Origin of the sequence: Shinella sp. S4-D37, assembly GCF_040812195.1 — a bacterium.
Classification (GTDB): domain Bacteria; phylum Pseudomonadota; class Alphaproteobacteria; order Rhizobiales; family Rhizobiaceae; genus Shinella.
In genome coordinates, this window is sequence record NZ_JBFNXL010000005.1 from 935,029 (window position 1) to 948,814 (window position 13,786).

Annotated in this window: 13 protein-coding genes; 4 read left to right on the forward strand and 9 right to left on the reverse strand. The window is 67.0% G+C overall.

The genetic code is table 11. The features are described 5' to 3' along the window. Positions 1–182: 182 nt before the first annotated feature. Positions 183–791 carry a 50S ribosomal protein L25/general stress protein Ctc gene (locus AB3G45_RS12000; protein WP_367830772.1) on the reverse strand — a complete coding sequence of 203 codons (609 nt, stop codon included), beginning with the start codon at positions 789–791 and terminating at the stop codon, positions 183–185. 233 nt (positions 792–1,024) lie between these two features. Between AB3G45_RS12000 and AB3G45_RS12005 the strand changes: the two genes are divergently transcribed. Continuing rightward, on the forward strand, positions 1,025–2,479 hold the full coding sequence (locus AB3G45_RS12005; protein WP_367830773.1) for a hypothetical protein: 1,455 nt from the start codon (positions 1,025–1,027) through the stop codon (positions 2,477–2,479). Between the two features lie 3 nt (positions 2,480–2,482). Here AB3G45_RS12005 and AB3G45_RS12010 read toward each other — a convergent pair whose 3' ends face one another. Then, positions 2,483–3,673 carry a benzoate/H(+) symporter BenE family transporter gene (locus AB3G45_RS12010; protein ID WP_367830774.1) on the reverse strand — a complete coding sequence of 397 codons (1,191 nt, stop codon included), beginning with the start codon at positions 3,671–3,673 and terminating at the stop codon, positions 2,483–2,485. A gap of 209 nt (positions 3,674–3,882) precedes the next feature. On the opposite strand from AB3G45_RS12010, the gene AB3G45_RS12015 reads away from it, so the two are divergent. From AB3G45_RS12015 to AB3G45_RS12025, 3 genes are all read left to right on the forward strand, one after another. After that, positions 3,883–4,842, forward strand: coding sequence for a helix-turn-helix domain-containing protein (locus AB3G45_RS12015; RefSeq protein ID WP_367830775.1), 960 nt, complete (start codon positions 3,883–3,885; stop codon positions 4,840–4,842). Between the two features lie 149 nt (positions 4,843–4,991). Continuing rightward, positions 4,992–6,500: an aldehyde dehydrogenase gene (gene adh, locus AB3G45_RS12020; protein WP_367830776.1), complete on the forward strand. Its 1,509-nt coding sequence runs from the start codon at positions 4,992–4,994 to the stop codon at positions 6,498–6,500. Positions 6,501–6,628: 128 nt separating this feature from the next. Then, positions 6,629–7,003: a DUF779 domain-containing protein gene (locus AB3G45_RS12025; protein WP_367830777.1), complete on the forward strand. Its 375-nt coding sequence runs from the start codon at positions 6,629–6,631 to the stop codon at positions 7,001–7,003. A 17-nt stretch (positions 7,004–7,020) separates the two neighbouring features. Here the strand turns inward: AB3G45_RS12025 and AB3G45_RS12030 are convergent, their stop codons facing one another. The 7 genes from AB3G45_RS12030 to lgt all read right to left on the reverse strand — a co-directional run bounded on the left by AB3G45_RS12030 (position 7,021) and on the right by lgt (position 13,576). Then, a complete protein-coding gene (locus AB3G45_RS12030) occupies positions 7,021–7,524 on the reverse strand; it encodes a Kazal-type serine protease inhibitor domain-containing protein (RefSeq protein ID WP_367830778.1) in 504 nt (167 codons plus the stop codon). A 75-nt stretch (positions 7,525–7,599) separates the two neighbouring features. After that, entirely contained in the window at positions 7,600–8,532 is a 933-nt protein-coding gene (locus tag AB3G45_RS12035) for a ribose-phosphate pyrophosphokinase (protein WP_367830779.1), read from the reverse strand. 124 nt (positions 8,533–8,656) lie between these two features. Further along, positions 8,657–9,418, reverse strand: a complete 762-nt coding sequence (locus AB3G45_RS12040; protein ID WP_367833564.1) for a hypothetical protein — start codon at positions 9,416–9,418, stop codon at positions 8,657–8,659. 115 nt (positions 9,419–9,533) lie between these two features. After that, positions 9,534–10,685, reverse strand: coding sequence for a M24 family metallopeptidase (locus tag AB3G45_RS12045; RefSeq protein ID WP_367830780.1), 1,152 nt, complete (start codon positions 10,683–10,685; stop codon positions 9,534–9,536). 37 nt (positions 10,686–10,722) lie between these two features. After that, positions 10,723–11,514 (reverse strand): peptidoglycan editing factor PgeF, encoded by a 792-nt coding sequence (gene pgeF / locus AB3G45_RS12050; protein ID WP_367830781.1) that lies wholly within the window; start codon positions 11,512–11,514, stop codon positions 10,723–10,725. A 100-nt stretch (positions 11,515–11,614) separates the two neighbouring features. After that, positions 11,615–12,715 carry a class I SAM-dependent methyltransferase gene (locus AB3G45_RS12055; protein WP_367830782.1) on the reverse strand — a complete coding sequence of 367 codons (1,101 nt, stop codon included), beginning with the start codon at positions 12,713–12,715 and terminating at the stop codon, positions 11,615–11,617. Between the two features lie 12 nt (positions 12,716–12,727). Then, a complete protein-coding gene (gene lgt / locus AB3G45_RS12060) occupies positions 12,728–13,576 on the reverse strand; it encodes a prolipoprotein diacylglyceryl transferase (RefSeq protein WP_367830783.1) in 849 nt (282 codons plus the stop codon). Positions 13,577–13,786 lie beyond the last annotated feature (210 nt).

The following is a 13,786-nucleotide window of genomic DNA, read 5'->3' on the forward strand; positions in this document are numbered from 1 at the left end:
CTTTGGCTTATGTGATCTTTGCGGCCTAGATTTTCATCAAAGTCTTAAATGTTGCTGAAATGGCGATCCGGAAAAGTGCTGATAATTCAAGCTTCCCGCAACGGTAGCGCCGGGGCGGCGGCAAAGAAAAACCCCGCATCCGGCGGATGCGGGGTTTTTCGGGTCTTGCCGGACGGATCCGATTACTCGGAGGCTTCCGTTGCTTCCTCTTCCTTCACGCCTGCGGCCGGAACGGCGATCGTGGCGATCGTGAAGTCGCGGTCGGTGATGACCGGGCTCGTGTCCTTCGGCAGCTTGATATTCGAGATGTGGATGCCTTCGCCGACCTTCAGGCCAGTGAGGTCCGCCGTGATGAATTCCGGAATGTCGCCGGCCAGGGCGTGCAGTTCGACGGCGTGGCGAACGATGTTCAGGACGCCGCCGGCCTTGATGCCCGGGGACTTCTCTTCGTTGACGAAGTGAACCGGAACCTCGACGACGACGTTGGTGTTGCCCGAAACGCGCAGGAAGTCGACATGCATCGTGAAGTCGCGGACCGGATCGAGCTGATAGTCCTTCGGCAGGACCTTGATCTTCTCGCCGTTGACGTCGATCGTTGCGACGGTGGTCTTGAAACCGCCGGCGTGGATGCGCTGGGTCACGTCCTTCGTGGAGATGGCGATGGAGAGCGGGGCCTGCTTGTCGCCGTAAATGACTGCGGGAATAAGGCCGTTGCGGCGAAGTTCACGGGAGGACCCCTTACCAACCCGTTCGCGCGTCTCGGCCTTGAGCTCGTAAGTGTCTTGGCTCATGGCTTTACCTTTCATGTGCTACTGGAGAGCCTTTCGCACGCGGGGAACGCCCTGCGGCTGCAAAAAGCTTGAGGATTTCGTGAAAGCCTCATCCACGTTGCCTCCAAGGGTGTCTACGCGGACGGGGGCTCGATAAACGAGAACGCCCGGAAATGCAAGGCCCGCGGGCGATTGACACGATGCGGTCATGATTGGATGTTCGCTTCTAGACCCGTTCGGCGAAGGAAACCGCGATGAGACGACAGATCCTGATGGCTTCGGCCGCATTTGCGCTTGTATCCGCAAGCCCGGTCCTCGCCCAGGAGGTTTCGCCGGCCGCGGCCGAGAGCATCCAGCACAAGCTGACGCGCTACCTGCCGCAGGACATGATCGAGGCCGGCCTCGTCACCGTCAAGGCGGCGACCTCCTTCTACGAGCTGCGCTTCAACCCCGCCGTGCTCCTGGAAAAGAACAGGTCCAAGGCGGTGACCGTCGAGGGCCTGAAGCCGATGACGGCCTATCTGCGGCCCACGCCCGAGGGCACCTACCGTGTCGAGGCGAGTGACAGCTTCGACATCAACGGCTCGGTCGACGCGGCGCCCGGCAAGAATTCCTTCTCCTATGTCATCGCCTCGATGACGCTCGACGGCATCTACGATCCCGATATCCTCTATTTCACCGCCGCCGACTGGAAGGCCGAGAAGATCGCCTTCACCAGCACCTCGCCGCAGGAGAGCGTCACGGCGAGCTTCGGCGAGACGGCGATGCGCCTTGCCGCCGAGAAGAGAGGCGAGGGTATTCTCGACATATCCAGCACCGGCGTCATGAAGGCCTTTGCCGAGACGGTCACCGGCGGGGCGAACGGCCGGGTCGATATCAGCGCCGACACGGTCGATATCGACATCAGCATGGATGGCGCGCGCAACAGGGTGGTGCAGGACCTCGTCTTCTTCGTGCTCGACAACATGCACAAGGACAAGCTGGAGGCGGCGGATGCGGCGCGCCTGAAGGAACTGCTGCGCTCCGCCCTGCCGGTCTTCGACAACCTCACGGAGACGATCAAGGCCTCCAACGTGACGGTCGGCACGCAACACGGCACGTTCGGGGCCGAGAGCGTCAGCTATGTCATAGACATGAACGGCATCGCCCATTCCACCCGCGTCGGCTTCGGTTTCGGGGTGGACAAGCCGCGGCCGCCTGCCGGCATCCTGCCTGCGGCCTTCGCCGAGGCGGTGCCGGAACGCGCGACCTTCAAGGCGGCCGTGACCAATCTCGACCTTGCCGGCGCCGTCGACTACCTCATCGACCATGCGGACTTCACGAAGGCGGAGCCGCTGACGGAAGCGCAGAACAAGGAGATCGGCCGCATCGTCCTGCCGGGCGGCGCGATGATCGTGGAATTCGAGGACGTCTCCGCCGTCTCGCCGGTTTACGACCTGCACCTTGCCGGCAGGATGCGGGTCTATCCCGACCAGAAGGACCGCCACAGCGCCGAGGTGACGCTGACCATGCGCGACTTCGACAAGACGGTCGCCTATCTCCAGAAGAACGCGGCCGCCGTGCCGCAGTTCGGCCAGGCCGCCTTCGGCCTGCTGATGATGAAGGGCCTTGCCCGCGATGCCGGCGGCGGCGCGCAGGCCTGGGACCTGACGGTTGGCGAGGACGGCAAGGTGCTGGTCAACGGCCGGCCGCTGCCCTTCCAGCAATAGGAATCAGGGCCGGGCGCGGCGCCTTGCGGTGAGGCGGGCGAGCGCCAGCATCAGCCCGCCGGCGATCAGCCCCCAGAAGGCGCCGGAAATGCCGGCGAAGGAGACGCCCGAGGCGGTGACGAGGAAGGTCACCGCCGCCGCCTCGCGGCTGTCGACGTCCTTGAAGGCGTTGAGGGCGGAGTTGGCGAAGGCGCTGATCAGCGCGAGGCCGGCGACCGCCTGGATGAGGATCGGCGGGGCGAGGCTGACGAAGGCCGTGACGGCGCCCGCTGCGAGCCCGAAGATCACGTAGAAGACGCCGGCATTGATCGCCGCCCAGTAGCGCCTGGCCGGGTCGGGATGGGCGTCGCTGCCCGCGCACATGGCGGCGGTGATGGCGGCGAGGTTGACCGCGTGGCCGCCGAAGGGCGCCGACAGCAGCGAGAAGAGGCCTGTGACGGCGAAGAGCGGGCCGGGGCTCGGCTCGTAGTGGTTGACCTTCAGCACGGCGATGCCCGGAATGTTCTGCGAGGCCATGGTGACGATGAAGAGCGGCAGCGCGATGCCGACAAGGCCGGCGACGGTGAAGACGGGCGTGACGATTTCCGGCCGCGGCAGCAGCGCGTCGGCCAGCCCGGCAAGGGCGCCTTCCGGCACGTCGATGCCGAAGGCGAGCACCGCGACGAAGGCGGCAAGCGCGGCGGGCACGGCGTAGAGCCGGTTGATGCTGCCGACCACCACCCAGGCCAGTACGATCGGCAGGCCGAGCAGCGGATCGAAGGCGATGGCCTTCACCGGCGCGAAGCAGAGGCCGATCAGCACGCCGGACAGCATGGCGTTGGCGAGCGTCGCCGGGATCGCCGCGACCATGCGGCCGAGCGGCTTCCACAGGCCCGCGACGACGATCAGCACCGCGCAGACGAGGAAGCCGCCGACTGCCGTGGCAAAGCCGCCCTCGACCGCGCCGGAGCTTGCCAGCAGCGCGGCGCCCGGCGTCGACCAGGCGATGGAGACGGGAAGCCGCGTTGCGGCGCTGAGCACGACGGCGCACACGCCCATCGACACGGACAGCGCCATCAGGCCGGAGGCGGCCTGCGCCTCCGTGGCGCCGACGCCCGTCAGCCCGTGCAGCACGACGGCGAAGGAACTGGCGAAGCCGACGAAGGCGGTGAGCAGGCCCATGAACAGGGCTTGGGCGGAAAAATCACGGAGCATGGCAGGATCGACGCTGGAAAGGATTGTGCACTGGTAACAGGCGCCGGGCGGCTTGGGAACAGGCTTGTGACGGGGCCATGGGGGCTTGGCTGTGCCGCTCCCGTCTTGGACCTTTGTCCCGCTGGACCCGCGGGCGCAAACGAGGCTATAGTCGTCGAGCGTTGTATTCTGGTGCGACGAACGGTCGAAGCTTTCGGGGAGGAGAGCGGATGCCCATGCGTTTCGATCATGCGGATCATGTGCAGAGCGTTGCGGCCCATGCGTCGGCGGCGGCAAGCTCGCCCGTGGCCGCCTCCTGGCGCCGCTGCCTCACGCTGCACGGCCTTTCGCCCGAGGAGACGCGCACGCCCTGGCGCCTCAGCGAACCGGAATTCCGCCAGGCACGGGCGCGCTCCAGCGTGCTGATCGAGGAGGCGCGCGGCGAGATCGACCGGCTCTTCGCCACGGTCGGCAGGGCCGGCTGCTGCCTGCTCCTGACCGACGAGAACGGCATCGCGCTGGAACGGCGCGGGGCGGCGGGCGATGACCGCGATTTCCGCGGCGTCGGGCTCTGGTCCGGCACGGTGTGGAGCGAGGCGAGCGTCGGCACCAACGGCATCGGCACGGCGCTGGCCGATGCGCGGCCGGTGCTCATCCTGCGTGACCAGCATTTCCTCTCGCAGAACACCGGCCTCTCCTGCACCACCGCGCCGATCCGCGATCACCGGGGGCGCATCGCCGCCGCCATCGATATCTCCACCTGCCGGGACGACGCCAACGAGATGACGATGGCGATCCTCTCGCAGGCCGTGCGCGATGCCGCCGCGCGCATCGAGGCGGGGCTGTTCCGCCGCGCCTTCTCCGCCGCCCGCATCCTGCTCGTGCCCGTCGAGGGCCGCGCCGCGCCGGCGCTGCTGGCCGTCGACCGCGACGATCTCGTTCTGGGCGCGACGCGCGCCGCGCGCCAGGTGCTCGGCCTCGACGACCGGCGCATCGCCACGGGCGTCGCGGCCTCCGATCTCCTGCACGAGGACAGGGCGGAGGACGGGCGCGACCTCGACGATGCGGAACGCGCGGCGCTGCGCCGCGTGCTGGCGCGCGCCGGCGGCAATGTCAGCCAGGCCGCGGACCTGCTCGGCATCAGCCGCGCGACGCTGTACCGCAAGATGAAAAAGCTCTCGATCAATTGATGTTGCGGCGCAGCGCAGGCTGTCGCATCCGCCTGTCTCAATTCTGAAACAGTCGGCGCCGCCATCGTCAGCGACCCTCTATCACAGCCGGCCGAAACGCCGCACCATCCTTCCCGACGGCCCAGTGTGGGCCTTATGGGAGGAATGACATGCTGCACCAGAAGATCGTCGAAAACCCGTACAAGGCAAAGTACGGCAACTTCATCGGCGGGGAGTGGAAAGAGCCGGTCGCCGGCCGCTATTTCGACAACATCACGCCGATCACCGGCGGCAAGCTCTGCGAGATCGCCCGCTCCGACGCCGCCGACATCGAGCTCGCCCTCGACGCCGCCCACGCCGCCAAGGACAAGTGGGGCCGCACCTCCTCCACCGAGCGCTCCAACATCCTGATGAAGGTCGCCCAGCGCATGGAGGACAATCTCGAACTTCTCGCGAAAGCCGAGACGTGGGACAACGGCAAGCCGCTGCGCGAGACCATGGCGGCCGACATCCCGCTCGCCATCGATCACTTCCGCTACTTCGCCGCCTGCGTCCGCGCCCAGGAAGGCACGATCGGCGAGGTCGACCATGACACGATCGCCTATCATTTCCACGAGCCGCTCGGCGTCGTCGGCCAGATCATCCCGTGGAACTTCCCCATCCTGATGGCCGCCTGGAAGCTTGCCCCCGCGCTTGCCGCCGGCAATTGCGTCGTGCTGAAGCCGGCCGAGCAGACGCCGTCCTCGATCCTCGTCTGGGCCGAACTCATCGGCGACCTGCTGCCCGCCGGCGTGCTCAACATCGTCAACGGCTTCGGCCTCGAAGCCGGCAAGCCGCTCGCCTCCAACCCGCGCATCGCCAAGATCGCGTTTACCGGCGAGACGACGACCGGCCGCCTGATCATGCAATATGCCAGCCAGAACCTCATTCCGGTGACGCTGGAGCTGGGCGGAAAGTCGCCGAACATCTTCTTCGCCGACGTGATGAACGAGGACGACGACTATCTCGACAAGGCGCTCGAAGGCTTTGCGATGTTCGCGCTGAACCAGGGCGAGGTCTGCACCTGCCCGAGCCGCGCGCTGGTGCATGAGAAGATCTACGACCGCTTCATGGAGAAGGCCGTCAAGCGCGTGGAGAAGATCGTGCAGGGCAACCCGCTCGACATGGGCACGATGATCGGCGCGCAGGCGTCCTCCGAGCAACTGGAGAAGATCCTCTCCTATATCGACATCGGCAAGCAGGAAGGCGCGGAAGTGCTGACCGGCGGCGGGCGCAACGATCTCGGCGGCGATCTTTCGGGCGGCTACTACGTCCAGCCGACCGTCTTTCGCGGCCACAACAAGATGCGCATCTTCCAGGAGGAGATCTTCGGGCCGGTGGTTTCCGTCACCACCTTCAAGGACGATGCGGAAGCGCTCGCCATCGCCAACGACACGCTCTACGGCCTCGGCGCCGGCGTGTGGAGCCGCGATGCGAACCGCTGCTACCATTTCGGCCGCGACATCCAGGCCGGCCGCGTCTGGACCAATTGCTACCACGCCTACCCGGCCCATGCGGCCTTCGGCGGCTACAAGCAGTCCGGCATCGGCCGCGAGACGCACAAGATGATGCTCGACCACTACCAGCAGACCAAGAACATGCTGGTCAGCTACTCTCCCAAGGCGCTCGGTTTCTTCTGAGCGACCGCCTCCTTCTCCACCCCCCGGAGAAGGCGTGCAACGGGCGCGGGAGCCATGTCCGCCGTCGCTCCCCGCTCCATCCCTCTCCCCGTTCGGGGGGAGGGAAAATCGTTTGAAGGAGGGCTGCCATGACCGAAGTCGAGACCGAGCCGCGCGTGGTGGCGACCGATGCCGCGCTGGCGCTCATCCGGGAGATCCAGGTCGATCACCCCGATATCCTGTTCCACCAGTCCGGCGGCTGCTGCGACGGCTCCTCGCCCATGTGCTATCCGGCGGACGACTACATCGTCGGTGACCGCGATGTGAAGCTCGGCGAGATCGGCGGCGTGCCGGTCTATATCAGCGAGAGCCAGTTCGACGTGTGGAAGCACACGCAACTGATCATCGACGTGGTGCCGGGCAGGGGCGGCATGTTCTCGCTCGACAACGGCCGGGAGAAACGGTTCCTCACCCGCTCGCGCCTCTTTTCCGGCGGCGAGGCCTGCCCGCTGCCGGCACGCTGACGCGGTTCAGGCCGGCCTCAGCCGATCGGGCACTGGCCGCGCCGATAGACCGTGAAGCCGGCCGCCTCCGCCGAGCAGGCATTGCCGAATTCCTTGAAGTCCGGGCCGCGGCGCCCGCAGACCGGAACATATTCCATCGTGCAGACGCGCTGGTCGCGCGGGCGCTCGCGATCGTCCCGGTCGTTGCGGTCACGATCCCGGCGGTCCCTGTCGCGGTTGCGGTCGTCGCGCCCGTCGTTCCAGCCGTCCCTGTCGCGATCCGGACGGCGGACCTGGCATTCGCCGCGGCCGATGATGCCGTAGCCGCTGGCGCGCGCCTCGCAGGCATTGGCGAAGGTCTGGCGGTCGCGGCCGCGCTCGCCGCAGACCGGGGCGTATTCGCGGGTGCACATCTGCGGCGGGCGCGGATCGTAGCCGCCGGGGCGCTGGTCGACCTCGACCGAGCAGGCGGCGAGCGTGCCGGCTGCAAGAAGGAGGACGACGGGCCCTGCGAGCCCGGACAGAAATGGCATCGAGATCATGGATTTCCCCTGTCTAATCTGAGGGGAACTTAGCGCAGAAATGACGGGGCCGATATCGGCCCCGACAAAAATCCGTCAGTCGAACAGGCTCGACACCGACTCTTCGGCGCTGGTGCGGTTGATCGCCTCGCCGAGCAGGTTGGCCGTCGAGATTACGCGGATATTGTGCGCCGACTGGACGGCCGTGGTCGGCTGGATCGAGTCGGTGATCACCAGTTCCTTCAGCTTGGAGGAGGTGACGCGGGCGACCGCACCGCCCGACAGGACGCCGTGCGTGATATAGGCGGTGACGCTGGTCGCGCCGTTCTTCAGAAGCGCCTCGGCCGCGTTGCAGAGCGTGCCGCCGGAATCGACGATATCGTCGATCAGCAGACAGTCCTTGCCGGTGACATCGCCGATGACGTTCATAACCTCGGATTCGCCTGCGCGTTCGCGGCGCTTGTCGACGATCGCCAGTTGGCAATCGAGACGCTTGGCCAGCGCGCGCGCGCGCACGACGCCGCCGACGTCGGGCGAGACGACCATGACGTTCTGGAGATTGTAGCTCTCCTTCACGTCGCGCGCCAGGATCGGCACGGCGTAGAGGTTGTCGGTCGGGATGTCGAAGAAGCCCTGGATCTGGCCGGCGTGCAGGTCGAGCGTCAGCACGCGGTCGGCGCCGGCCTCGGTGATGAGGTTGGCGACGAGCTTTGCCGAGATCGGCGTGCGCGGGCCCGGTTTGCGGTCCTGGCGGGCATAGCCGAAATAGGGAATCACGGCCGTGATGCGGCGTGCCGAGGAGCGGCGCATCGCATCGATCATGATGAGCATTTCCATCAGGTGGTCGTTGGTCGGGAACGAGGTCGACTGGACGACGAAGACGTCCTCGCCGCGCACGTTCTCCTGGATTTCAACGAAGATTTCCTGGTCTGCGAAGCGTCTGACCGTGGCCCGGCCGAGCGGAACATTCAGATAATTGCAGATCGCTTCGGCCAGGAGCCGGTTCGAATTGCCCGCGAAAACCTTCATCTATGGTCCGCCTGTGGATTATGCTGATGGGGGGGCTTTAAGCGGCATAATCCGCGAATGCAAGGGCTTTGCGATCTGCGAAAAGCGTTTCTTCGCATTTCGCTGTGATTAACCCTCGACGTGCTTAACCGCGCGTGGCGCCGCGCCAGTCGAGATACTGGCGGATGGTCTTCTGCGCGATGCCCTCCATCGTGCGGGCCGGCACGGCGGCCCACGGATCGGAGGCCGTGCCCGAGACGCTCTCCTGGCCCTGGATGCGGTGCAGCCGCGCGCCGTTGCCGTCGAGCACGTCCCACACATAGACGACGGTGGTCTTGCCGTTGTCGTTCATGGCGGAGAAATAGCCCTTCAGGATATATTTGCTCGAATTGTCCGAGGCGCTGCGGATCGTCAGCCCGTTGGAGCGCGCTTCCGCGCCGAGCCGCCTGGAGAGCGGCGTCACGGCCTCGACCGGCGCGCCGATGATCGGCAGGAAGCGGATGGTCTCGCTTGTCGCGGCGGCGGGCGAGACGGCGGCGACTTCCTCCGCGCCGGTCGGCGTCTCGGCTGCCAGCGAGCGCCGGGCGGCGGTGCGGGAAAGCTCCGCATCCGTCCGGTTCCCCGTGTTGCGGGCGAGCGCGTCGGCCTGGCCCTGCAGCGTGCCGGCGGTGTCGGCCCCCGTCGTGGTGCCGCTGCCGGATGAAGGGGTGAAGGCCGTTTCCTGGGTGACGGAGGTGACCGGCGTCGTCTGTGCGCTCATCTGGTCGAGGTCGTTCTGGGTGACGGGCGGCGAACTGAAGGTGCCGCCGCCGACATCGACCTGCGGCGTCAGCGCATCCGTGCTGTTGCAGCCGGAAAGGGTGGCAATGAGGCCGATCAGTGCCAGCCGCTTCATCAGCTCTTGCATCATTGACGTCCGTGTCCTGCGGAAGGCTCCTGCCTCCTCCGTTCCCCGCAACGATTTATGGGTATCGCCCGGGGGCGTGTCAATTGCGGGATCTTGGGGCCTGCGGTCGATCCCGTCAGACCGCGATGAAATCGAGCCCGTAGCGCGACAGCGGCTTCGGCGTGTCGGTCGTCGTCAGGTAGGTCTGGCCGAGCGTCATGGCCGTGCCGCTTTCCGAATCCAGCACGATCGTGTGCACGAAGAGCGCCATGTTCGGCTGGATCTCCTGGGGATTGCCGACGAGGAACATCTGCTGCTCCATCCAGGAGGGGGCAAAGCGCGCGCCGACGGAATAGCCGCAGGTGTTGAGCCTGTGGCGGGCAAGACCCCGCTCGTCGAGGATGCGGGCGAAGGTCTCGAAGACGGTGCCGAAGGTGTTGCCGGGGCGCAGCACCATCTCCATCGCCTGCATGGCTTCGCGGCAGGCGCTGTAGAGCTCGCGGTGGCGGTTGGTCGGCTCGCCGATGATGGCGGTGCGCATCATCGGCGCATGGTAGCGCGCGCTGACGCCCGACCATTCGAGGGTGAGCTGGTCCTCGGCATCCAGCTTGCGCCGGCCGGACTTGGAGCGGCAGAGCAGGGCGTCGGCGCCCGAGCCGATGACGAATTCGTTGGCGGCATAGTCGCCGCCGGCGGCCAGCACCGCGTTCTGCAGCGCCGCCAGGATCGCCGCCTCGTCGCCGCCCGGCGCGATCAGCGGCAGGGCCGCGGCCAGCGCATCGTCGGAGAGCGCCGCGGCGCTCTCGACATAGGCGATCTCGGCCGGGCTCTTGATGAGGCGCAGGCGGCTGATGAGGTTGGACGCATCGACGATCTGGCCGAAACTCTGGAGCTGGTTGTCGAGAAGGCGGGCATTGCGGCCGGTCAGGCCATGCGTGTCGTATTCGACGCCGATGCGGCAGCCGAGCAGGTCGAGATCGGACAAGAGGTTCTTCAGGTCCATCGTCGGATCGGCGTTGACGCGGTCGATCCAGATCTCGATCTTCTCGATGTTGGAGGTGTGGCGTGCCTGGCGCAGGTCCGCCGAGCGGGTCAGCAGCACCATCTCGCCGGTCGCCTTGACGACCAGCGTCTGGAAGAAGCAGTAGCCGAAGGTGTCGTAGCCGGTCAGCCAGTACATGCTCTCCTGCGCGAAGAGCAGCATGGCGTCGATCTTCTCCTCCCGCATGCGAGCGGTGAGGCGCTGGAGCCGGTTGGCGTACTCCTCGCTGTCGAAGTGAAGTGCCATGGCGGTGTCTCCCTCGTCCTGTGTCGTTTTGGGGGCCTCAGCCCCGTAGCATGATCGCCGAAATCTGGCGGCCGTAGTCGGGCTCCTGCCGGTGCGTGGTGCGCCGGTAGGAGAAGAAGCGCTCTTCGTCCGGATAGGTGCAGATGTCGAGGTTCTCCGCCGTCACGCCGGCGTCGGTCAGACGCTGCGTCGTCAGGCCCGGCAGGTCGAACATGGCGTGGCCGGGTGTTTCCGACGCCGTGAAATAGCGCTCATAGGCCGTGTCGACGTCCAGGAAGCGCTCGACGAATTCCGGCCCGACCTCGTAGTTCCGCCGGCTGATCGAGGGGCCGAGGCTGGCGACGATCGCCTCGCGGCGGGCGCCGAGCCTTTCCATCGCCGCGACGGTGCTTTCGAGCACGCCGTAGAGCGCGCCTTTCCAGCCGGCATGGGCGGCGCCGACGACGCGGGCCTTAGGATCGCAGAAGAGGATCGGGCCGCAATCGGCGGCAAGGACGCCGAGCACCATGCCGGGCGTGGCGCTGACCAGCGCATCGGCCTGCGGGCGCGCGCCGTCATACGCGCCGTCGACCAGGACGACGTCGGGCGAATGGACCTGGTGCACGGTGGCGAGCCGGTCGGGCGTTACGGAGAACCAGCGGGCGACGCGGGCGCGATTCTCCTCGACCTTTTCCCGCTCGTCCTTCGAGCCGAGGCCGACATTGAGGCCGCGATAGATGCCGTCGGAAACCCCGCCGGCGCGCGTGAAGAAGCCGTGCCGCGCGGCCTTTCCGGCCCGCTCGGCAAGGAGCGGGCTTTCGATCGGGGAGGGGAGCGCGTCGTCCTTCATGGTCTCTCGGCTGGGCTTTGGGCGGCCCGTCGGGCCAGGGTCCGGCCGGGGCATGCGGGGTGCAAATCGGGCCGGATGTTGTCCGGCCTGACGGCCGGTGTCAATCCGGCTGGCGGAAGGGAAACAGCGCAAGCGGCGTGCTGCCGACGGCCAAGACCTTGAAAAGATCGCCCATTTTGCCGGCGCCGGAACCGGCGAGCCGGTCGACGTCGGCAAGAATCGATTGCTGCGTGGCTGGGTCGCGGTGCCGGCCGAGGGCGGAGGCCCGTTCGCCGATGCCGAGGCCGACGAGGAAATCGCCCTGGTGCAGCATGCCGTGCACGGTGAGCCCGGCGCTTGCGGCCGCGCCGGCAAGGCGCTCGAAATCCACATGGCTCGTCAGGTCCGCCTCGCCGGGATGGGCGAGCGGCGGGTCGAAGTCGTGTTTCAGGACCGCCTGCAGCGTATCGCCGAAGCCGGTGACGAAATGGCCGTAGTCGATGATGAGCGCGGTGCCGCCGAAGCGGGCGATGCGCTCGCCGATCGTCGCCATGACGGCCTCGCGGGCCGGGGCGATCTCGAAGATCGTGCCGTTCGGCACCGATTTGTGGCTTTCCGGCAGAAGCGTGGGATCGAGGCCGGCGACACCGGCGGCGAAGGTCAGTTCGTCATTCGCATCGAGGCCGACGAGGCGTTCGCGGAACCCGGCGGGCGTCTTGATGAACTGGCGGATCGGGATGGCGTCGAAAAGCTCGTTGGCGGCGAGCAGCACGAAGCCGTCCGGCAGTTCCTCGAAACTGTCGTGCCAGGCGATGCGCGCGGCATGGGTGCCGAGCGTCTCGTGCTGGACGGCGCGCAGCTTCGCGCTGGTCTCGATCAGGTGGATCGTCGCGCTCTCGTAGAGCTGCGGGGCGATCCGCGCCACGACGCGCAGCATGTCGGCCATCATCGTGCCGCGGCCGGGGCCGATCTCGGCGATGCGCACATCCGCCGGCCCGCCGTGCTTCTGCCAGGCATGGACGAGGAAGATGCCGAGCATCTCGCCGAAGAGCTGGCTGACCTCCGGCGCGGTGACGAAATCGCCGGCAGCGCCGAAGGGATCGCGGGTGCGGTAGTAGCCGTGCTCGGGATCGGCAAGGCACAGGGCGAAGTAGTCGGTGACGCTGATCGGGCCGTTGGTGCGGATCAGCGCCTTGATCTTGCGGGCGAGGGGCGTCGGCATGGCGGCGTCCGTTCAGGCGCTGGCAGCAGCGGCCGGCCGGGCGCGCAGGATCGCCCAGAGGCCGAGGGCGAGCATCGGCAGCGAGAGCAGCATGCCCATGGTGAGCCAGCCGCCGAGGAGATAGCCGAGCTGCGGGTCCGGCTCGCGGAAGAATTCGACCGTGATGCGCGACAGGGCGTAGCCCGAAACGAAGAGGCCGGTGACGAGGCCGGGGCGCTTCAGCGCGGCGAAGCGGTAGATGGCGAGGGCGAGCACGACGAGCAGCACGATGCCTTCGAGGCCCGCCTCATAGAGCTGGCTCGGATGACGAGGCAGCAGGCCGGCATTGGTGTCGGGGAAGACGACTGCCCAGGGCACATCGGAAAAACGTCCCCAGAGCTCGCCGTTGACGAAATTGGCGATGCGGCCGAAGAACAGGCCGATCGGCACGACGGCGGCGACGATGTCGAAGAGGCTCCAGACCGGGATGCCGTTGCGCCTTGCGAAGAGGATCATGGCGAGCGTCGTGCCGGCAAGGCCCCCGTGGAAGGACATGCCGCCGTTCCACACCTGCAGGGCGCGCAGCGGATCGGCCGCGACATTCGGGAAATCGTAGAACAGGATATAGCCGATGCGGCCGCCGAGGATGATGCCGACGGCCGCCCAGACGAGGAAGTCGTCGAGCTGGGTGCGGTTCATCGGCGCCTCGCCCGCCCAAAGGCGCGGCGTCTCGCTCAGCCGGCGCGCATAGACCCAGCCCAGGAGAATGCCCACGACATAGGCGATGCCGTACCAGTGCACCGCGACCGGACCGATTGAAAAGGCGATCGGGTCGATCTCAGGGTAGGGCATGATGGCGAGGAGTTGGGCAAGGTTCGTCAAGACAGGCTCTTTTTGCGTTTTCGGGCGGAAGATGGAGGCGCCTTGGGGCAGGGTCAAGGCGGTAAATCGCGTTTGGCGGCGGCGGGGCGGCCCGAACCGGCGGCGATCCACCGGAATCCGCTTGCAAGCGGCGGCATCAGACCCTACCTCAGGGGCAAGACGCGGGCGCGGGCGCCCGAAAGGACCATCGACACCCGAGGAGGGCAGACC

Bases quoted from the DNA above. Each gene is read 5' to 3' on its own strand.
- AB3G45_RS12045 (WP_367830780.1), bottom strand. From the start codon at position 10,685: ATGGCACTTCACTTCGACAGCGAGGAGTACGCCAACCGGCTCCAGCGC.
- AB3G45_RS12055 (WP_367830782.1), bottom strand. From the start codon at position 12,715: ATGCCGACGCCCCTCGCCCGCAAGATCAAGGCGCTGATCCGCACCAAC.
- AB3G45_RS12010 (WP_367830774.1), bottom strand. From the start codon at position 3,673: ATGCTCCGTGATTTTTCCGCCCAAGCCCTGTTCATGGGCCTGCTCACC.
- AB3G45_RS12015 (WP_367830775.1), top strand. From the start codon at position 3,883: ATGCCCATGCGTTTCGATCATGCGGATCATGTGCAGAGCGTTGCGGCC.
- AB3G45_RS12000 (WP_367830772.1), bottom strand. From the start codon at position 791: ATGAGCCAAGACACTTACGAGCTCAAGGCCGAGACGCGCGAACGGGTT.
- pgeF (WP_367830781.1), bottom strand. From the start codon at position 11,514: ATGAAGGACGACGCGCTCCCCTCCCCGATCGAAAGCCCGCTCCTTGCC.
- AB3G45_RS12025 (WP_367830777.1), top strand. From the start codon at position 6,629: ATGACCGAAGTCGAGACCGAGCCGCGCGTGGTGGCGACCGATGCCGCG.
- AB3G45_RS12030 (WP_367830778.1), bottom strand. From the start codon at position 7,524: ATGATCTCGATGCCATTTCTGTCCGGGCTCGCAGGGCCCGTCGTCCTC.
- adh (WP_367830776.1), top strand. From the start codon at position 4,992: ATGCTGCACCAGAAGATCGTCGAAAACCCGTACAAGGCAAAGTACGGC.
- AB3G45_RS12005 (WP_367830773.1), top strand. From the start codon at position 1,025: ATGAGACGACAGATCCTGATGGCTTCGGCCGCATTTGCGCTTGTATCC.
- AB3G45_RS12040 (WP_367833564.1), bottom strand. From the start codon at position 9,418: ATGCAAGAGCTGATGAAGCGGCTGGCACTGATCGGCCTCATTGCCACC.
- AB3G45_RS12035 (WP_367830779.1), bottom strand. From the start codon at position 8,532: ATGAAGGTTTTCGCGGGCAATTCGAACCGGCTCCTGGCCGAAGCGATC.